The organism is Cronobacter turicensis, assembly GCF_041222865.1.
Lineage (GTDB): Bacteria > Pseudomonadota > Gammaproteobacteria > Enterobacterales > Enterobacteriaceae > Cronobacter > Cronobacter turicensis.
Window position 1 is genome coordinate 1,011,506 of sequence record NZ_CP165997.1, and the last position, 18,124, is coordinate 1,029,629.

Consider the following 18,124-nt stretch of genomic DNA (forward strand, 5'->3'; position numbering starts at 1 on the left):
ATGAGCCAATTAACCATGCAGGAAGAGCTGGCGCGTCAGGGGCGTTTTTATTCGTCGGTTATCTGGCTGACGCTGGCGGCGCTGGTGCTGTTTTTCGTCTGGGCGTGGTTTGCGACGCTCGATGAAGTGACGGTCGGCACCGGCAAAATAACGCCGTCGAGCCGCGCGCAGGTGATTGAGAGTCTGGACGGCGGGATTGTCAACGCGCTGATGGTGCATGAAGGCGATGTGGTGGAGCGCGGGCAGATGCTGGCGCGGCTCGACCCGACGCGGTTTCAGTCGAACTATGGCGAGGCGGCGGCGAGAGCGCGCGCGCTGCGCGCCTCCAGCGAGCGGCTGCGCTCGGAGCTGACCGGCGAACCGCTTCAGTTTAGCGAGGAGTCGCTGCGTGAATCGGCGCTGGTGGCCCGCGAACGCCAGCTCTATGAATCGCGCCGCCGCAACCTTGACGAGACGCTGGAGAACCTGCAAAAAACTTACAATCTGGTGATGGCGGAACTGCGCATGACCCAGCCGCTGGTGGCGAAGGGCGCCGCCAGTGAAGTGGAAGTTATTCGTTTGCAGCGTCAGGCCGCGGAGCTGAAAGGCAAAATGGACGACGCGCGTAACCAGTTTGCGGTGCGCGCGCGTGAAGAGCAGGTGAAGAATAACGCCGATCTCGACGCCCAGTTGCAGGCAATGGCGGGCAAGGCGGATCAACTCGATCGCGCCACGCTGTTTTCGCCGGTGCGCGGGGTGGTGAAAGATATCCAGGTGACGACGGTGGGCGGCGTGCTCCAGCCCGGCGGCAAGCTGATGGAGATAGTCCCGCTGGAAGATCAATTGCTGGTGGAAACGCGCATTAATCCGCGCGATATCGCCTATATCCGGCCTGGGTTACCGGCGACGGTGAAGATCACGGCCTACGATTCGTCTATTTACGGTGATCTGAAAGGCGAGGTGGAGATGGTCTCGCCCGATACGCTCCAGGATGAAGTGAAGCGCGATCAGTTTTATTACCGGGTTTATGTGCGCACGCAGAGCGCGGAACTGAAGAACCGTAACGGCAAGCGCTTCCCGATCCTGCCGGGGATGGTCGCGAACGTGGAGATTAAAACCGGACAGAAAACGGTGCTCGACTATTTGATTAAGCCGCTCAACAAGGTGAAAGAGGCGTTAAGGGAGCGGTAGGTTTGTGGCGTGAGAGTGAGGTGGCGGGTGTTATTGATATTGAGGTGGCGGGTGCGCTGCGCTTACCCGCCCTACGCAGGGATATCCATAAGTTTGTAGGTGGGTAAGCGCACCCACCAAAGGCGATAAAGGGTGATGCAGCCATGTAGGGTGGGTAAGCGCAGCGCACCTACCGCGCTATAGCGGCACGTCTCGTGCTCGCCACGTCCATAAAAAAACCGGCTGTCGCCGGTTTTTTTGTCGGTACGCTTAGCGCCCTGCGTTTTTCATAATGCGTGCTTTATCAAGCTGCCATTCGCGCTCTTTCAGGTCGGAGCGCTTATCGTGCTGCTTCTTACCTTTCGCCACGCCGATTTTGACTTTGCACCAGGCGTTTTTCCAGTACAGCGATAACGCCACCACGGTATAACCTTCGCGGTTCATGCGGCCATACAGACTATCCAGCTCGCGCTGATTCAGCAGCAGCTTACGGGTGCGCGTCGGGTCGCAGACTACATGGGTGGACGCCACGTTCAGCGGCTGGAAGTTTGCCCCAAACAGATACGCCTCGCCATCTTTCAGGATCACGTAACTGTCGCCGATGTTGGCTTTGCCTGCGCGCAGGGATTTTACTTCCCAGCCCTGGAGCGCCAGACCTGCTTCAAACTCTTCTTCGATGAAGTACTCATGGCGGGCGCGCTTGTTGAGCGCAATAGTGGCTGAGCCAGGTTTGTGTGCTTTTTTCTTGGTCATAGTGCCGCTCAGTATAGGTAATCCGGTCGTAAAACGCACCCCTTTCCCGGGGTGGAAAAGGGTTATCTTAGCATGTCTGCCGGCGAGTTTTTGTTTAATGGATGATAAATGTTATTATTTCTAAGTCGTATGACTCACAGGAAATACTATGCCCCAGATTAGTCGTACTGCCCTGGTGCCTTACAGCGCTGAGCAGATGTACAAGTTAGTGAACGATGTGAAATCCTACCCTGAGTTTCTGCCAGGCTGCGTAGGAAGCCGCGTGCTGGAATCGTCTCCGGGCCAGATGACGGCGGCGGTCGAAGTGTCGAAAGCCGGCATCAGCAAGACGTTCACCACCCGCAATACGCTGATCAGCAATCAGAGCATTTTGATGCATCTGGTCGATGGCCCCTTCAAGAAACTGATGGGCGGCTGGAAATTTACGCCGCTGACCGAAGACGCCTGCCAGATTGAATTTAATCTCGATTTTGAATTCACCAACAAGCTCATCGAACTCGCGTTTGGCCGGGTGTTTAAAGAGCTCGCCTCCAGCATGGTGCAGGCGTTCTCGCAGCGCGCCAAAGAGGTTTACAGTGCCGGGTGAGATTCAGGTGGAAGTGGCGTATGCCCTGCCCGAAAAACAGTACCTGCAGAAGGTAAAACTGCCTGAAGGCGCATCGGTGGAAGAGGCGATTATCGCCTCCGGCCTGCTGGAGCTGCGTAAAGATATCGATCTGAAAAAGAATAAGGTCGGGATTTACAGCCGTCCGGTGAAGCTTGCCGATAGGCTTAATGATGGCGACCGGGTGGAAATTTACCGGCCGCTGATAGCCGACCCGAAAGAGCTACGCCGCCAGCGCGCCGAACGCGCGGCGAGAAAGTAAGCCGCGGTACGCGTTAGTCTCGGTGGGCGTTAAGCTCACGCCATAAAACGCCCAATAAAAAAGGTGCCTCTCAGGCACCTTTTTTCGTTTGAGCATCATGCGCGATTAACGCTGCGCGTCGAGCTTCGGTTTGTTATCCATATTGGTCAGCACGCCGTTGCTGTTGAAGGTCAGGGTCAGCGTTTGCTGAGTGACATCCTGATGGCCCGGCTGCTGACGGAAAACGTAGAACCACGTATTGCTGCCGAACGGGTCCGTCATCATCGGCGTACCCAGCGCGTAAGCAACCTGCTGTTGCGTCATGCCGATACGGATTTTAGCAATGTCGGTAGGCGTCAGGTAGTTACCCTGGTTAATGTCGGGGCGGTAAACCACTCGCTCCAGAGTAGAACAGCCTGCGGTCAACATCAGAAGGACCGCTGCGGCAGCAGTCAGCGTTTTACAGCGCATAGTGATTAGATTCCTTTTCGGGCCCGAGCAACACGCGGCTCATACATAATTAGCCGATGATAATAAACCTTCAGTCAGTTTAAAACCTTAAGGCGCTTCACTATGACCGTAGCGGAGGAAAAAAGTTAGCCCAAAAAGCGATTAAAGCACGCCGCGCGCTTCTGTTGCTGCTTTTCTGAGCGAAAGGACGGGGCGCAGAGCCCCGCCCTGGCGATAATTATGCCGCCAGCAGCTCTTTGGCGTTCGCCAGTGTATTGCGCGTCACCTCACTGCCGCCCAGCAGGCGGGCCAGCTCCTGCAGGCGGGCTTTTTTATCCAGCGGCTGCATATGGGTTTCGGTCATCGCGCCATCAGTCTCTTTGCTGACGAAGAAATGATGGTGGCCGCAACCCGCGACTTGCGGCAGGTGGGTCACACACATCACCTGCGTCGATTCGCCGAGCTGGCGCAGCAGTTTACCGACCACCGCCGCCGTCGGACCGCTGATGCCCACATCCACTTCATCGAAAATCAGCGCCGGGGTTTCCATCTTACGCGCGGTAATCACCTGAATCGCCAGCGCGATACGGGAGAGCTCGCCGCCGGAGGCGACTTTCGCGAGCGGCTGCAGCGGCTGGCCTGGGTTCGTGGACACGCGGAAATCGATGCGATCGGCGCCTTCCGCCGTCAGGTGGTGCTCCTCAAACAGGACGTCAATCGTGAACTGACCGTGCGGCATCGACAGCGAATGCATACTGTCGGTAATCAGCTGCGTCAGTTCGCGGGCATAGACCACGCGGCTCTCGTGCAACGCGTGAGCCAGCGCCAGCGCCTGCTGGTGATGTTTGTTGACCGCCAGGGTCAACGTTTCCAGGCAATCGGCCTGGTCGTCCAGAAGCTGCTGCTCTTCAAGCAGCTTCTGGTGGAACGCGGGCAGCTCTTCCGGGGCGATATGGTGCTTGCGCGCAAGCGTGATTTGACGGGAGATGCGCTGCTCCAGCTCATACAGACGGTTCGGGTCGAGATCCAGGCGTTCGCAGTAGTGACGCAGTTCGTCGCTGGCTTCACTCAGTTGGATGGCGGCCTCTTCAAGCATATTCAGCACGCCGGAGAGTTTGTCATCCATGCCGACGAGATCGGTCACCAGATTGCGTGCGCTGTAGAGCTGGCTTTGCAGGTTGGCATCTTCCGCGTCGGCCAGCAGGTTTAACGCCTGCTGGCTGGTAGAAAGCAGCTGCCCGCTGTTGGCTAAGCGTTTGTACTCTTCATCGATTTGCTCGAACTCGCCCGCTTGCGGGTTGAATTCGTTAAGCTCTTTTAACTGGTAGTGGAGCAGCTCGGCGCGGGCGGCGCGCTCCTGGCTCTGCTGCTGATGCAGGGCCAGATCGCGACAGCTTTGATGCCACTGACGGTAGCTTTGCGCCATCTGCGCCATCAGATCGCCTTCGCCCGCATAGCCATCCAGCAGGCGTTTCTGATGCTCAGGCTTGAGCAGAAGCTGGTGAGCGTGCTGACCGTGAATTTGAATCAGTAACTGGCCGAGTTCACGTAATTGCGAGAGCGGCACGGCGGTGCCGTTGATAAATCCGCGCGAGCGGCCATCGCTGCTGATAACGCGACGCAGCAGGCACTCGCTGCCGTCTTCAAGCTGGTTTTCTTCCAGCCAGCGCAGCGCGGCGGGTGTATCTTTCAGTGCGAAGCGGGCGCAGAGATCCGCGCGGCTGGCGCCGGCACGCACCATATCGCCTTCCGCACGACCGCCCAGGCACAAGCCCAGCGCATCGATCGCGATGGATTTACCGGCGCCGGTTTCACCCGTGATGGCGGTCATCCCGGCGTTAAAGTCGATTTCCAGTTCACGAACAATAGCGAAATTACTGATGGTTAATTGTGCCAGCATAGCCGCTTTCCTGTATAAACTCACAGAGCTGTAATTGCATACAGTATAAACTGGTTTTATATACAGTAAAGTGGCTAATGCGGGTTTCAGAATAATTTTTTTGACCAGCCGAGTTTTGAGCTTAATGTGTTGAAATAGCTGTAGTCCTTCGGATGGATCAGGTTCAGCGGATAGTCGCAGCGGCGGATAAACACATCTTCCCCTTCCTGAATGGGCAGCGCTATCTGGCTGTCGCAGCTGATTTCCAGATCGCTGCGCATGTTGGAAAAGCGCAGGCGGATAGTGCTGCTACTGTTGATAACCAGCGGACGCGCCGAGAGCGTATGCGGGAACATGGGCACCAGCGTGATAGCATCAAGCGACGGCGTCAGGATAGGGCCGCCTGCGGAGAGCGAATAGGCGGTTGAGCCGGTGGGCGTTGAGATTATCAGGCCGTCAGAGCGCTGGGAGAAGGCGAATTTTTCGTCTATATAAACTTCAAATTCAATCATGTGCGCCACTTTGCCTGGGTGCAGAACCACTTCATTGATGGCAGTGCTGATGCGCTTCTGACAGTTTTTCTGGCAGACCTGGGCCTCCAGCAAAAAGCGTTGCTCGCGAATGTAGTGGCCTTCAAGCACGTCCGCCAGTTGCTGCTGGGCGTTGTCCGGGTCGAGATCGGTGAGGAACCCGAGGTTGCCGCGGTTGATGCCGATGACGCTGATGTCGTAGCGCGCCAGGACGCGCGCGGCGCCCAGCATATTGCCGTCCCCGCCGACCACGACCGCCAGATCCGCCTGCTGGCCGATTTCCGCCAGCGTCCCGGTGCGGGCGTCGCTGAGTTTGAGCTCCTCGGCTATCTGCTGCTCGATAATGACGTCGTAGCCGCGATCTAAGAGCCAGCGCCAGAGCATTTCATGCGTCGTCAGCGCGGTAGGGTGGCGTGGATGTCCGACAATACCGATGCAGTTGAAATGGTTATTCATTTTCCTGGTCGTCCTTATAGGCGTGGAAAGGGGGACAATCTGTCTGCTTCCCTTGAAACCCGCAAACTGATCCCCATAATAATCCAGGTTAGCGATACGAATGCATAAACGCGGAGAATTTCATGAGTAGTAAAGAACAGAAAACGCCTGACGGGCAAGCCCCGGAAGAGATCGTCACGGAGCAGCATGAAGAGGTTGAGGCTGTAGAATCTGCCGAATCTGCTGAGCAGGTGGATCCGCGCGATGAAGAGATAGCCCGGTTGCAGTCCGAACTGACGCAGTCCCAGACCCGCGAGCGCGACAATGTGCTGCGCATGAAAGCGGAGATGGAAAACCTGCGCCGTCGTACCGAGCAGGATATCGAGAAAGCGCATAAATTCGCGCTCGAAAAATTCATCAACGAGCTGCTGCCGGTTATCGACAGCCTCGATCGCGCGCTTGAAGTGGCGAACAAAGAAAATCAGGATATGGCCGCCATGGTGGAAGGGATCGAACTGACCCTGAAATCCATGCTGGACGTGGTGCGTAAGTTCGGCGTGGAAGTGATTGCCGATACTAACGTGCCGCTGGATCCGAACGTGCATCAGGCTATCGCCATGGTGGAATCGGAAGACGTTGCGCCGAACCACGTACTGGCAGTGATGCAGAAAGGTTATACCCTGAACGGCCGTACCATTCGCGCCGCGATGGTGACCGTCGCGAAAGCGAAGGCGTAAGCCGCGCAATAATGAAAAAGGCCAGTTATCGACTGGCCTTTTTTAATGGGGGAAGCGTTAACTGCCTTCCACGCTTTCGCGCAGCGGTTTTACCGGCGTTATCCGCACCTGTTTGATCATATTCTCCTGCACATCCAGAATATCGATATCGTACTGGCTCAGACGCAGACGAATGCCGGCGGAGGGGATCTCCTCCAGCGCTTCGAGGATCATGCCGTTGACGGTGCGGGCTTCTTCTTCCGGCAGACGCCAGTTGAACGCTTTATTCAGCTCCCGCACGTTAGCGCTGCCTTCGATGATGACCGAGCCGTCATTTTGCGGCGTCACCTCTTCGGCAAGCGTCGGCGACATCGAGGTGGTGAAATCCCCGACAATCTCTTCAAGAATATCTTCTACCGTCACCAGCCCCTGAATATCGCCGTACTCATTGACTACCAGGCCCACTTTCTTTTTATTGCGCTGGAATTTCACCAGCTGGACGCTGAGCGGCGTGCCTTCCGGCACGTAATAGATCTCATCGGCGGCGCGCAGCATCACCTCTTTGGTGAACTCTTTTTTCTCATTCATCTGCCGCCAGGCTTCGCGGATGCGCAGCATACCGATGGCGTCGTCGAGGGATTCGCGATAGAGCACGATGCGTCCGTGCGGCGAGTGGGTAAGCTGGCGGACGATGGATTTCCAGTCATCGTTGATATCAATGCCGACGATATCGTTACGCGGCACCATGATGTCGCTGACGCTCACTTTTTCCAGATCCAGCACCGAAAGCAGCATGTCCTGATTGCGGCGGGAAATCTTCGAGTGCGACTCATGCACCAGCGTGCGCAGTTCATCTTTGCTAAGCGCGGCGCTGACGACGTTATCCGCTTTGATGCCGACCATGCGCATCAGCACGCGCGTAATCATATTCAGCAGCCAGACCAGCGGCATCATGATGACTTGCAGCGGGCCGAGTAAAAAACTGCTCGGGAACGCCACTTTTTCCGGGTAGAGCGCCGCGACGGTTTTCGGCAGGACTTCAGCGAAAACCAGCACCACGAAGGTCAGCACGCCGGTGGCGATAGCCACACCCGCGTCGCCATACAGGCGCATGCCGACAATAGTGGCGAGCGAGGAGGCAAGAATATTGACCAGGTTATTGCCGATTAACACCAGGCTTATCAGCCGGTCGGGCTTGCGCAGCAGGCGCTCCACCCGTTTTGCCGCGCGATTGCCCTGCTTCGACAGGTGACGCAGTCGGTAGCGGTTGAGGGTCATCATCCCGGTTTCGGAACCGGAGAAGTAAGCGGAGACCACCACCATCACGATAAGCGTTACGATGAGTGTGGTGGTTGAGATATGTTCCAAACGTGTGTCCTTAGATGTTTAGCCAGCGAATTGCTGGATAACCCGGCTGCCGAAGTAAGCCAGCGTCAGCAAAGCGGCGCCTGCGACGTTAAACCACACCACGCGGCGACCGCGCCAGCCTTCATGATAGTGTCCCCAGAGCAGGATGATATAGACAAACCATGCGACGATGGATAGCACCGCTTTGTCGATATTCTCCATGCTGAACATGTTCTGAAGATAGAACAGACCGGTGCAGAGCGTCAGCGTCAGCAGGACGACGCCGACCTGAGTGATATGGAACATCTTGCGCTCAATGCCCATCAGCGGCGGCATATCGGCGCTGAACACCAGCTTTTTGTTTTTCAGTAGATAGTCTATCCACGCCAGTTGCAGCGCATAGAGCGCGGCGATGATCAGCGTCGCGTACGAGAAAAGCGACAGGCCGATATGCACCATCATGCCGGGCGTGGTTTCCAGATGCGTAATGTATTCATTCGGCACGAATGTCGCGAACGCCAGGTTGATCAGGGCGAACGCGTAAACAATCGGCAACAGTAGCCAGCCGCGGTTTTTCGAGGCGACAATCGTCATCACGGTGCAGATCATCAGGCTGACCAGAGAACCGACGTTGAGCAGACTGAGATTCTGGCCGCTGCTGTCGTCCGGGAATAGTCGGCCTTCCAGCGCCACGGCGTGGCAAACGAGCGCAATCACCGCCGAAAGTATCGCAAGACGACGCCACGCGCTGTTCTTGCGAAGCAGGCCGGGAATGATAAGCGCCAGGCTTACCGAGTAGGCGACAAGCGCCAGCAGTGAAAAAACGGGCATATAGGATGTCGGATTAGCCAGAAGAGAAAGAGAAGCAGTATAGCGTTACGCGCCGCCTGCTCCAACCGTTGCATCACAACCAGGGCGGCTTCATGTTATACTGCGCCTCATTCTTACTCGGTGTCGCTGCGGCGGCCTAAAGTTACCCTTGGGCAAGAGATCATGTTTGATAATTTAACTGACCGTTTGTCGCGCACGCTACGCAATATCAGCGGCCGTGGGCGCCTGACTGAAGAAAACATTAAAGAGACGCTGCGCGAAGTGCGCATGGCGCTGCTGGAGGCGGACGTCGCGCTGCCGGTAGTGCGTGACTTCATCAACCGCGTAAAAGAGAAAGCGGTAGGGCATGAAGTTAACAAAAGCCTGACGCCAGGCCAGGAGTTCGTGAAGATTGTTCGTAACGAACTGGTGGCGGCAATGGGCGAAGAGAACCAGAGCCTGAACCTGGCCGCGCAGCCGCCCGCCGTGGTGCTGATGGCGGGCCTGCAGGGCGCCGGTAAAACGACAAGCGTCGGTAAGCTTGGTAAATTCCTACGCGAAAAGCACAAGAAAAAGGTGCTGGTGGTTTCTGCGGACGTCTATCGCCCGGCGGCGATCAAACAGCTCGAAACGCTGGCGCAGCAGGTGGGCGTGGATTTCTTCCCGTCCGACGTGGCGCAAAAGCCGGTCGACATCGTTAACGCGGCGCTGAAAGAAGCGAAGCTGAAATTCTACGACGTACTGCTGGTGGATACCGCCGGTCGTCTGCACGTCGACGAAGCGATGATGGACGAAATCAAGCAGGTGCACGCCTCTATCAAACCAGTGGAAACGCTGTTTGTGGTCGATGCGATGACCGGCCAGGATGCCGCCAATACCGCGAAAGCCTTTAACGAAGCGCTGCCGCTGACCGGCGTGGTGCTGACCAAAGTGGACGGCGACGCTCGCGGCGGTGCGGCGCTCTCGATTCGTCACATCACCGGCAAACCGATTAAATTCCTCGGCGTCGGCGAAAAAACCGAAGCGCTGGAGCCGTTCCACCCGGATCGTATCGCATCGCGTATCCTCGGCATGGGCGACGTGCTGTCGCTTATCGAAGATATCGAAAGCAAAGTCGATCGCGCCCAGGCGGAGAAACTCGCCACCAAACTGAAAAAAGGCGACGGCTTCGACTTAAACGATTTCCTTGAGCAGCTCAAGCAGATGAAAAACATGGGCGGCATGGCGAGCCTGATGGGCAAGCTGCCGGGCATGGGGCAACTGCCTGACAACGTGAAATCGCAGATGGACGACAAAGTGCTGGTACGCATGGAAGCCATCATTAACTCGATGACGCTGAAAGAGCGCGCGAAGCCGGAAATCATCAAAGGCTCCCGCAAACGCCGTATCGCGACAGGCTGCGGGATGCAGGTGCAGGACGTTAACCGTCTTCTGAAACAGTTCGACGACATGCAGCGCATGATGAAGAAGATGAAGAAGGGCGGGATGGCGAAGATGATGCGTGGCATGAAAGGGATGATGCCGCCGGGCTTCCCTGGCCGCTAAACAGAGAAAAATCAGGCTATCTTATTTGCCATTTTCGTCCCGGAGTGTGCTCGGAATGCTCACGTACTGCGTGTACGCTCCGCTTCCTGCGCGCACGCCGTGACGAAACTGGCTGCAACGATATACGCCTGATTGTCCTCTGTTGCTATATGCAGATTGCTTTTTCCTCAGAAATCAGTAAAATTTTCGGGCTTTTAATATGACGCCGGGCTCCGTTCCTCGATGGGGCCCGGTGTTTTATTCACACAAGAGGATGTTATGGTAACTATTCGTTTAGCTCGTCACGGCGCTAAAAAGCGTCCGTTCTACCAGGTTGTCGTTACTGATAGCCGTAATGCACGCAACGGTCGCTTCATTGAGCGCGTTGGTTTCTTCAACCCGATCGCTAACGAGAAAGAAGAAGGCGTACGCCTGGATCTGGATCGTATTGAGCACTGGGTTGGCCAGGGCGCTACCGTTTCCGATCGCGTTTCCGCGCTGATCAAAGCAGCAAAAAAAGCAGCTTAATCTGTCACGGTGGTCATGATGAGCAAGCAAGACGCCGCTAAAGCCCCTGTTAACCCGATTGTTCTCGGGAAAATGGGTTCTTGTTACGGCATTCGTGGTTGGCTCAGAGTGTTTTCCTCCACCGAAGACGCCGAAAGCATTTTTGACTATCAGCCCTGGTTTATCCAGCAGGCGGGTCAGTGGCAGCAAGTACAGCTGGAAAGCTGGAAGCACCACAATCAGGACATCATCATCAAGCTGAAAGGCGTTGACGATCGTGATGCTGCGAATCTGCTGACCAATTGCGAAATTGTCGTGGATTCCTCGCAGTTGCCGGACCTCGAAGAAGGCGACTATTACTGGAAAGATCTTATCGGTTGCCAGGTAGTCACCACTGAAGGGTACACCCTCGGTAAAGTCATCGACATGATGGAAACCGGGTCGAACGACGTTCTCGTCGTGAAGGCAAACCTGAAAGATGCGTTCGGTATCAAGGAGCGGTTACTTCCGTTCCTCGATGGGCAGGTTATCAAGAAAGTCGATCTCGCTACTCAAACCATTGAAGTAGATTGGGATCCTGGTTTTTAAACCTCCGGACAAACGGTAATAAACGGCGCTATGTGGATTGGCATAATCAGCCTGTTTCCTGAGATGTTCCGCGCGATTACCGATTACGGGGTAACTGGCCGGGCAGTAAAAAATGGCCTGCTGAGCATCGATAGCTGGAGTCCTCGCGACTTCACGCACGACCGGCACCGTACCGTGGACGACAGGCCCTACGGCGGCGGACCGGGGATGCTAATGATGGTGCAACCCTTACGGGACGCCATTCACGCAGCGAAAGCCGCGGCAGGCGAGGGCGCAAAGGTGATTTACCTTTCACCTCAGGGACGCAAGCTTGATCAAGCGGGCGTCAGTGAGCTGGCGACGAACGAGAAGTTAATTCTGGTTTGTGGCCGCTACGAGGGGATAGATGAGCGCGTAATTCAGACCGAAATTGACGAAGAATGGTCAATCGGCGATTACGTTCTCAGCGGCGGCGAGCTACCCGCCATGACGCTGATTGATTCGGTCGCCAGGTTTATTCCGGGCGTACTCGGTCACGAAGCGTCGGCAACGGAAGATTCCTTTGCCGACGGGTTGCTGGATTGCCCGCACTATACCCGGCCTGAAGTGTTAGAAGGGATGGAAGTACCGCCAGTTTTACTGTCGGGGAACCATGCCCAAATCAGACGCTGGCGCCTGAAGCAGTCGCTGGGCCGTACCTGGCTTAGAAGACCTGAACTTCTGGAAAACCTGGCTCTGACTGAAGAGCAAGCAAAGTTGCTGGCGGAGTTCAAAACAGAACACGCGCAACAGCAACATAGACATGATGGGACTGGCGACGCGTAAGCCGCTACCCGAAACATCAGTTTACCCAGGATAAGAGATTAAATTATGAGCAACATTATTAAGCAAATTGAACAAGAGCAGATGAAGCAGGACGTACCTTCCTTCCGTCCGGGTGATACCGTGGAAGTGAAAGTATGGGTTGTTGAAGGTTCCAAAAAACGTCTGCAGGCATTCGAGGGCGTGGTTATCGCTATCCGTAACCGCGGTCTGCACTCTGCATTCACTGTTCGCAAAATCTCCAACGGCGAAGGCGTTGAGCGTGTCTTCCAGACTCACTCTCCGGTAGTTGACAGCATTGCTGTTAAACGTCGTGGTGCTGTACGTAAAGCTAAACTGTACTACCTGCGTGAGCGCACTGGTAAGTCTGCTCGTATCAAAGAGCGTCTTAACTAAGATTCGCTTTCGCGACATCCGATATAAAAAGGGCTGGCCTGCGGGCTGGCCCTTTTTTTGTCTCCGGCGCTTTAGCGCAGTGTAAAGACGGACGGTTTTCCTTCCTTTGCGTTAACCTTTCACATCCAAATCATTTACAATAAGCCTCCCTTTCTGGAGGTGCTGTGGGCAGCAACATCTTTTATCAGTCAGTGTTTCGTTATCGCGCGGCCTTGCTTGCGCTGTTCGCGATCCTGCTGATTGTGGTGGCGCCCCTTATCTCCGTCAGCCTGCAAAAAGACCCAATGAGCGCCATGCCCGGCATGCATCATGAGATGCCGATGGCAGATATGGGCGACATGGCCGATATGCATCAGGACATGCGCCACGAGATGTCTGCCCCTCAGTCGGTCTCCATGCCTGTCGATCATGGCGAAGCGTGCGGCTACTGCGTTCTGCTGGCCCATGTGCCTGGCCTGCTGCTGGCGCTGGCGCTGCTCGTTTCCTTTATTCTGCAACGCGTCCGGTTACCGGTTCCGCGTCCGGTGGCCAGACACTGGCGTTTTTACCCGCGGCTCTGGCCTGATACCCGCGCGCCGCCGCGCCTGTCTGCTTTTTCCTGCTAAAAACTCCTGCGCCCAGGCGCAGCGATATCACCTGCTTTTAAAAAAGGAAAAGTATGACTTCCTGCACTCCGCGCGCGGCATGGGTAAACCTGCTGCGACGCCTTCATTTCTATATTGGCCTGTTTATCGGGCCGTTTATCTTCATCGCGGCGCTGACGGGCACGCTCTATGTCGCGACCCCGCAGCTCGAAAACTGGCTCTATCGCGATGCGCTGTCCGGTGCCACGTTGGGCGAGCGGCATCCGCTGGCGCAGCAAATCGCGGTGGCGGAGCAAAAAAACGGTGGCGAGTTGCGCCTCTCGGCGGTGCGTCCGGCGTTAACGCCCGGCGAAACCACGCGGGTGATGTTTGCTGACCCGTCGCTTGGCGAATCGGAGTCGCGCGCGATATTTATCGATCCGGTGACGCTTGCGGTAAAAGGCGATTTAACCGTCTATGGCACCAGCGGCATTCTGCCCCTGCGCCAGTGGATTGACTACGCGCACCGCTCGCTGCTGCTTGGCAATGTCGGGCGCGTCTACAGCGAGCTGGCGGCCTCATGGATGTGGGTGTCGGCGCTTGGCGGTATTGCGCTCTGGAGCTTTACCCGACTGAAACGGCGTATGAAAAATGCGTTTCAGACAACGCGCCGCCTGCACTCCGGCCTCGGCTGGGCATTGCTCGCCGGTATGCTGCTCTTTTCCGCAACCGGGCTTACCTGGTCGCAGTGGGCGGGCGCGAACGTCGATAAAATGCGTGCCGCGTTTGACTGGCTGACGCCGCAGGTCAATACGCAACTGCATGGCGGGGCGCAGGCGCACGATCCGCATGCGGAGCACCATATGCATCACGGCGCGATGAACATGCCAGCGCTGCATATCGATGCGCGCCAGTATGATCAGGTGTTGCAGGCGGCGAGAAACGCCGACATTGACGCCCGCAGGCTGGAAATTCGTCCACCGCGTGAAGTCGGGCGCGCCTGGACGGTTACGGAAATCGACCGCGCCTGGCCCACCCAGGTGGACGCGGCGGCGGTGGACGGCGCCACGCTTCAGGTAATTGATACCACACGTTTTGCTGATTACCCGCTGATGGCGAAGCTGACGCGCTGGGGTGTCGATTTCCATATGGGCATCCTGTTCGGCCTGCCGAACCAGCTGTTGCTTATCGCCTTCGGTATCGCTCTGTGCGTCGCGATTGTGCTCGGCTACCGGCTCTGGTGGTTGCGTCGCCCGCAGGGGCCGCTGGTTAGCCCGGCAGCGACGCTGAGTCAGGGCTGGCTGAATCTGCCTGTTGTCTGGCGCGTCATCACGATCGCCATAGCCGCGCTGCTGGGGCTGGCGCTGCCGGTAATGGGCGTCAGCCTCGCTATACTGGTCATTATGGATCACTGGCGCTGGCGGCAGGGGCGTCGTAAACCGCTTGCGCAGGATGCGGTATAAGCATGAGGCGGGGAAACCCGCCTTTCATTTTTTGTAAACTTATATTTACAGATACAGGCCCGTTAAGCGGCATTTATTTTCTTGTTGTAAAGTTATCGGTACGTATTATGGATTGAAATCTTTACCATCTGTGATATTGTTTGCTCCTCCTCGCTGAGGAAAAACTATCGCAACGAGCAAACTTACAGGATCGCCATCATGCAAAAAGACGCGCTGAATAACGTTCACATCGCCGATGAACAAGTGTTAATCACTCCCGAACAACTCAAAGCCCAGTTCCCGCTGACCGTTGAACAGGAGGCGCAGATCGCGCGCTCTCGCCAGACCATTTCCGATATTATCGCCGGTCGCGATCCGCGTCTGCTGGTGGTGTGTGGACCTTGCTCGATCCACGATCCTGAAGCCGCGATGGAATATGCTCGTCGATTTAAAACCCTGTCCGAACAGGTCAGCGATAGTCTTTACCTTGTCATGCGCGTCTATTTTGAAAAGCCCCGCACCACGGTCGGCTGGAAAGGGCTGATTAACGATCCGCATATGGATGGCTCGTTCGATGTGGAAGCGGGGCTGAAAATCGCGCGCCGCCTGCTGGTGGATTTGGTCAGCCTTGGCTTGCCGCTGGCGACCGAAGCGCTCGATCCGAACAGCCCGCAATACTTAGGCGATCTCTTTAGCTGGTCCGCGATTGGCGCGCGTACCACGGAATCCCAGACGCACCGCGAAATGGCGTCCGGTCTCTCAATGCCGGTCGGCTTTAAAAACGGCACCGACGGGAGTCTCGCGACCGCCATTAACGCAATGCGCGCCGCTGCCATGCCGCACCGTTTTGTCGGCATCAACCAGGCAGGCCAGGTGTGCCTGCTGCAAACCCAGGGCAACCCGGATGGCCACGTTATCCTGCGCGGCGGCAAAGCGCCGAACTACAGCCCGGCGGATGTCGCGCAGTGCGAAAAAGAGATGGAGCAGGCGGGTCTGCGTCCGGCGCTGATGATCGACTGCAGCCATGGCAACTCGAATAAAGATTACCGCCGCCAGCCGGGCGTCGCGGAATCCGCGGTGGCGCAGATTAAAGACGGCAACCGTTCTATTATTGGTCTGATGATTGAAAGCCATATTCATGAAGGCAATCAGTCCTCTGAACAGCCGCGCAGCGCCATGAAGTACGGCGTTTCGGTCACTGATGCCTGCATTAGCTGGGAAACCACCGAGGCGCTGCTGCGCGAGCTTCATCAGAGTCTGCAAGGGGCGCTGGCGGCGCGCCTGGCGTAAGGGGTTAACGATGGTGGCTGAACTGACCGCGCTGCGCGATCAAATTGATGAAGTGGACAAGGCGCTGCTGGGGTTGCTGGCGCGCCGTCTGGAGCTGGTAGCGGAAGTCGGCGAAGTGAAAAGCCGTTACGGCCTGCCGATTTATGTGCCGGAGCGCGAGGCCTCTATGCTGGCGTCGCGCCGTCAGGAGGCCGAAACGCTCGGCGTACCGCCGGATCTTATCGAAGACGTGTTACGGCGCGTGATGCGTGAATCCTATTCCAGTGAAAACGATAAAGGGTTTAAAACGCTTAACCCGGCGCTGCGCCCGGTGGTGATTGTCGGCGGCGGCGGCCAGATGGGCCAGCTGTTTGAAAAAATGCTCACGCTTTCCGGCTACCAGGTGCGAATTCTGGAGCAGCAGGACTGGCCGCAGGCGCAGACGCTGTGCGCGGACGCCGGGATGGTGATTGTCAGCGTGCCGGTGCATCTCACTGAGGCGATTATCCGCAAGCTGCCTGCGTTGCCTGACGATTGCGTGCTGGTGGATTTAACCTCGGTGAAAAACGTGCCGCTTCAGGCGATGCTGGAAGTGCACGCCGGCCCGGTGCTGGGTCTGCACCCGATGTTCGGGCCGGACAGCGGCAGCCTCGCCAAACAGGTGGTGGTCTACTGCGACGGACGCATGCCGGAGGCGTACCAGTGGTTCCTTGAGCAAATCCAGGTGTGGGGCGCGCGGCTGCACCGCATCAGCGCGGTCGAGCACGATCAAAACATGGCGTTTATTCAGGCGCTGCGCCATTTCGCGACGTTCGCCTACGGCCTGCATCTGGCGGAAGAGAACGTACAGCTGGAGCAGTTGCTGGCGCTCTCCTCGCCGATTTACCGGCTGGAGCTGGCGATGGTGGGGCGCCTGTTTGCGCAGGACCCGCAGCTCTATGCGGACATTATTATGTCGTCGCCGGGCAACCTGGCGCTGATTAAGCGTTACTATCAGCGTTTTGGCGAGGCGATAGGCCTGCTGGAACAGGGCGATAAGCGCGCCTTTATCGACAGTTTCCGTAAAGTTGAACACTGGTTCGGCGATTATGCGAAGCGATTCCAGCAGGAGAGCCGCGCGCTGCTGCGCCAGGCGAACGACAGCCGCCAGTAACGCAAAATCCGCTTATACTCAAAAGCCAGCAGCCAGTTCCGCTGGCTTTTTTTATGGCGAAAAAGGATGAACGAAATGGTGCAACCGCAGCTGTTGTTTGATTACACCGGCCATTTGCCGGAATGCCCGACCTGGGACGCGCAGGAGCAGGCGCTTTACTGGGCCGATATCCTGGAGCAGGAGATCCATCGCTATCAGCCGCAAAGCGGCGAACACCGGGTCTGGCAGTTCCCGGAAGAGGTGGGCTGCTTCGCGTTGCGTGAGAAGGGCGGTTTTATCGTCGCGCTGCGCAGCGGCATCTGGCTTGCCGACGAGCGCGGCATTCTCGGACAGAAGGTTTGCGATAATCCTAATAATCCGGCGCTGGCCCGCTTTAACGACGGCGGCACCGACCACGATGGACGCTTTTACGCGGGCACCTTCTGGGCGCCTGGCGATTACAAAGGCGCGCTGCTGGTCAGGGTGGACGTTGACCTGAGCGCGCATGTTATCCAGAGTGATATTCACGGCGCCAATGGGCTTGCCTTCAGTCCGGATAAACGCTGGATGTACACTTCGGATACGCCGAAAGGCGTCATTTATCGCACGCCGCTTGACGAGCTCGGCGAGCCGGGCAAACGCGAAATTTTCAAAACCTTTGGCGAAGGCGAAGGCATCCCGGATGGGGCGGCGCTGGATGTGGAAGGCTGCTACTGGACGGCTATGTATGACGGTCACCGCATCGCGCGGTTTTCGCCGGACGGCGAGCAGCTTGAAGAGTACCGCCTGCCAGTGCGCTGCCCGACGATGGTCTGTTTTGGCGGCCCGGAGATGAAAACGATTTATATCACCAGTACGCGCGAAAACATGGATCTGGAGGAGCTGGCGAGGTTTCCGCTCTCCGGCGCGCTCTTTACGCTGGAGGTCAGCGTCGCGGGGCTGCCGAAACCGCGATTCAAAGGATGAAAACAGCGGCCGGGTTTCCGGC

The 18,124-nt window shown here is 57.0% G+C and carries 20 protein-coding genes; 14 read left to right on the forward strand and 6 right to left on the reverse strand.

The features are described from left to right. Positions 1-1,170, forward strand: a complete 1,170-nt coding sequence (locus tag AB8W27_RS04910; protein WP_015742178.1) for an HlyD family efflux transporter periplasmic adaptor subunit — start codon at positions 1-3, stop codon at positions 1,168-1,170. Positions 1,171-1,419: 249 nt separating this feature from the next. Here AB8W27_RS04910 and smpB read toward each other — a convergent pair whose 3' ends face one another. After that, on the reverse strand, positions 1,420-1,902 hold the full coding sequence (gene smpB, locus AB8W27_RS04915; RefSeq protein ID WP_007700985.1) for an SsrA-binding protein SmpB: 483 nt from the start codon (positions 1,900-1,902) through the stop codon (positions 1,420-1,422). A gap of 148 nt (positions 1,903-2,050) precedes the next feature. Here smpB and AB8W27_RS04920 point away from each other — a divergent pair, with 148 nt between their 5' ends. Continuing rightward, the gene (locus AB8W27_RS04920) at positions 2,051-2,488 is read left to right on the forward strand and encodes a type II toxin-antitoxin system RatA family toxin (RefSeq protein ID WP_007763442.1); all 438 of its coding nucleotides are present in this window, start codon (positions 2,051-2,053) and stop codon (positions 2,486-2,488) included. After that, positions 2,478-2,768, forward strand: coding sequence for an RnfH family protein (locus AB8W27_RS04925; RefSeq protein WP_015742177.1), 291 nt, complete (start codon positions 2,478-2,480; stop codon positions 2,766-2,768). The genes AB8W27_RS04920 and AB8W27_RS04925 overlap by 11 nt, the downstream gene beginning before the upstream one ends. Before the next feature lie 105 nt (positions 2,769-2,873). Here the strand turns inward: AB8W27_RS04925 and bamE are convergent, their stop codons facing one another. From bamE to nadK, 3 genes are all read right to left on the reverse strand, one after another. Beyond that, entirely contained in the window at positions 2,874-3,218 is a 345-nt protein-coding gene (gene bamE / locus AB8W27_RS04930; protein WP_015742176.1) for an outer membrane protein assembly factor BamE, read from the reverse strand. Between the two features lie 217 nt (positions 3,219-3,435). Next, entirely contained in the window at positions 3,436-5,097 is a 1,662-nt protein-coding gene (gene recN / locus AB8W27_RS04935; protein ID WP_041923846.1) for a DNA repair protein RecN, read from the reverse strand. A gap of 86 nt (positions 5,098-5,183) precedes the next feature. Continuing rightward, a complete protein-coding gene (gene nadK / locus AB8W27_RS04940) occupies positions 5,184-6,062 on the reverse strand; it encodes an NAD(+) kinase (RefSeq protein ID WP_007700972.1) in 879 nt (292 codons plus the stop codon). A gap of 122 nt (positions 6,063-6,184) precedes the next feature. Between nadK and grpE the strand changes: the two genes are divergently transcribed. Further along, complete coding sequence (gene grpE / locus AB8W27_RS04945) at positions 6,185-6,778, forward strand: nucleotide exchange factor GrpE (protein ID WP_041923845.1); 594 nt, start codon at positions 6,185-6,187, stop codon at positions 6,776-6,778. Positions 6,779-6,835: 57 nt separating this feature from the next. Here the strand turns inward: grpE and AB8W27_RS04950 are convergent, their stop codons facing one another. Together AB8W27_RS04950 and AB8W27_RS04955 are read right to left on the reverse strand one after the other, a co-directional pair. Beyond that, entirely contained in the window at positions 6,836-8,125 is a 1,290-nt protein-coding gene (locus AB8W27_RS04950; protein WP_041923844.1) for an HlyC/CorC family transporter, read from the reverse strand. A gap of 18 nt (positions 8,126-8,143) precedes the next feature. Then, positions 8,144-8,935, reverse strand: coding sequence for an inner membrane protein YpjD (locus tag AB8W27_RS04955; protein ID WP_007763416.1), 792 nt, complete (start codon positions 8,933-8,935; stop codon positions 8,144-8,146). A gap of 162 nt (positions 8,936-9,097) precedes the next feature. On the opposite strand from AB8W27_RS04955, the gene ffh reads away from it, so the two are divergent. The 10 genes from ffh (at position 9,098) to AB8W27_RS05005 (ending at position 18,102) form a co-directional block, all read left to right on the forward strand. Next, positions 9,098-10,459 (forward strand): signal recognition particle protein, encoded by a 1,362-nt coding sequence (ffh, locus tag AB8W27_RS04960; protein ID WP_015742170.1) that lies wholly within the window; start codon positions 9,098-9,100, stop codon positions 10,457-10,459. 258 nt (positions 10,460-10,717) lie between these two features. Beyond that, positions 10,718-10,966 carry a 30S ribosomal protein S16 gene (gene rpsP / locus AB8W27_RS04965; RefSeq protein WP_007763399.1) on the forward strand — a complete coding sequence of 83 codons (249 nt, stop codon included), beginning with the start codon at positions 10,718-10,720 and terminating at the stop codon, positions 10,964-10,966. Between the two features lie 18 nt (positions 10,967-10,984). Next, positions 10,985-11,533 carry a ribosome maturation factor RimM gene (rimM, locus tag AB8W27_RS04970; RefSeq protein ID WP_032805623.1) on the forward strand — a complete coding sequence of 183 codons (549 nt, stop codon included), beginning with the start codon at positions 10,985-10,987 and terminating at the stop codon, positions 11,531-11,533. A 30-nt stretch (positions 11,534-11,563) separates the two neighbouring features. Then, complete coding sequence (trmD, locus tag AB8W27_RS04975; RefSeq protein WP_007700948.1) at positions 11,564-12,337, forward strand: tRNA (guanosine(37)-N1)-methyltransferase TrmD; 774 nt, start codon at positions 11,564-11,566, stop codon at positions 12,335-12,337. Positions 12,338-12,382: 45 nt separating this feature from the next. After that, a complete protein-coding gene (gene rplS, locus AB8W27_RS04980; RefSeq protein ID WP_006178051.1) occupies positions 12,383-12,730 on the forward strand; it encodes a 50S ribosomal protein L19 in 348 nt (115 codons plus the stop codon). 164 nt (positions 12,731-12,894) lie between these two features. Beyond that, positions 12,895-13,335 (forward strand): DUF2946 domain-containing protein, encoded by a 441-nt coding sequence (locus tag AB8W27_RS04985; protein ID WP_015742168.1) that lies wholly within the window; start codon positions 12,895-12,897, stop codon positions 13,333-13,335. Positions 13,336-13,388: 53 nt separating this feature from the next. Then, on the forward strand, positions 13,389-14,756 hold the full coding sequence (locus AB8W27_RS04990) for a PepSY domain-containing protein (RefSeq protein ID WP_015742167.1): 1,368 nt from the start codon (positions 13,389-13,391) through the stop codon (positions 14,754-14,756). A gap of 198 nt (positions 14,757-14,954) precedes the next feature. Continuing rightward, positions 14,955-16,025: a 3-deoxy-7-phosphoheptulonate synthase AroF gene (gene aroF, locus AB8W27_RS04995; RefSeq protein ID WP_041923843.1), complete on the forward strand. Its 1,071-nt coding sequence runs from the start codon at positions 14,955-14,957 to the stop codon at positions 16,023-16,025. Positions 16,026-16,035: 10 nt separating this feature from the next. After that, a complete protein-coding gene (gene tyrA, locus AB8W27_RS05000) occupies positions 16,036-17,157 on the forward strand; it encodes a bifunctional chorismate mutase/prephenate dehydrogenase (RefSeq protein WP_015742165.1) in 1,122 nt (373 codons plus the stop codon). 66 nt (positions 17,158-17,223) lie between these two features. Further along, positions 17,224-18,102, forward strand: coding sequence for an SMP-30/gluconolactonase/LRE family protein (locus AB8W27_RS05005; protein WP_041923842.1), 879 nt, complete (start codon positions 17,224-17,226; stop codon positions 18,100-18,102). The last annotated feature ends 22 nt before the right edge of the window (positions 18,103-18,124 follow it).

What these genes read in the sequence shown, in the direction of transcription:
- AB8W27_RS05005 (WP_041923842.1), top strand. Translation starts at nt 17,224, where the DNA reads ATGAACGAAATGGTGCAACCGCAGCTGTTGTTTGATTACACCGGCCAT.
- recN (WP_041923846.1), bottom strand. Translation starts at nt 5,097, where the DNA reads ATGCTGGCACAATTAACCATCAGTAATTTCGCTATTGTTCGTGAACTG.
- nadK (WP_007700972.1), bottom strand. Translation starts at nt 6,062, where the DNA reads ATGAATAACCATTTCAACTGCATCGGTATTGTCGGACATCCACGCCAC.
- rpsP (WP_007763399.1), top strand. Translation starts at nt 10,718, where the DNA reads ATGGTAACTATTCGTTTAGCTCGTCACGGCGCTAAAAAGCGTCCGTTC.
- AB8W27_RS04920 (WP_007763442.1), top strand. Translation starts at nt 2,051, where the DNA reads ATGCCCCAGATTAGTCGTACTGCCCTGGTGCCTTACAGCGCTGAGCAG.
- bamE (WP_015742176.1), bottom strand. Translation starts at nt 3,218, where the DNA reads ATGCGCTGTAAAACGCTGACTGCTGCCGCAGCGGTCCTTCTGATGTTG.
- rplS (WP_006178051.1), top strand. Translation starts at nt 12,383, where the DNA reads ATGAGCAACATTATTAAGCAAATTGAACAAGAGCAGATGAAGCAGGAC.
- smpB (WP_007700985.1), bottom strand. Translation starts at nt 1,902, where the DNA reads ATGACCAAGAAAAAAGCACACAAACCTGGCTCAGCCACTATTGCGCTC.
- aroF (WP_041923843.1), top strand. Translation starts at nt 14,955, where the DNA reads ATGCAAAAAGACGCGCTGAATAACGTTCACATCGCCGATGAACAAGTG.
- rimM (WP_032805623.1), top strand. Translation starts at nt 10,985, where the DNA reads ATGAGCAAGCAAGACGCCGCTAAAGCCCCTGTTAACCCGATTGTTCTC.
- ffh (WP_015742170.1), top strand. Translation starts at nt 9,098, where the DNA reads ATGTTTGATAATTTAACTGACCGTTTGTCGCGCACGCTACGCAATATC.
- AB8W27_RS04910 (WP_015742178.1), top strand. Translation starts at nt 1, where the DNA reads ATGAGCCAATTAACCATGCAGGAAGAGCTGGCGCGTCAGGGGCGTTTT.
- tyrA (WP_015742165.1), top strand. Translation starts at nt 16,036, where the DNA reads ATGGTGGCTGAACTGACCGCGCTGCGCGATCAAATTGATGAAGTGGAC.
- AB8W27_RS04955 (WP_007763416.1), bottom strand. Translation starts at nt 8,935, where the DNA reads ATGCCCGTTTTTTCACTGCTGGCGCTTGTCGCCTACTCGGTAAGCCTG.
- grpE (WP_041923845.1), top strand. Translation starts at nt 6,185, where the DNA reads ATGAGTAGTAAAGAACAGAAAACGCCTGACGGGCAAGCCCCGGAAGAG.
- trmD (WP_007700948.1), top strand. Translation starts at nt 11,564, where the DNA reads ATGTGGATTGGCATAATCAGCCTGTTTCCTGAGATGTTCCGCGCGATT.
- AB8W27_RS04990 (WP_015742167.1), top strand. Translation starts at nt 13,389, where the DNA reads ATGACTTCCTGCACTCCGCGCGCGGCATGGGTAAACCTGCTGCGACGC.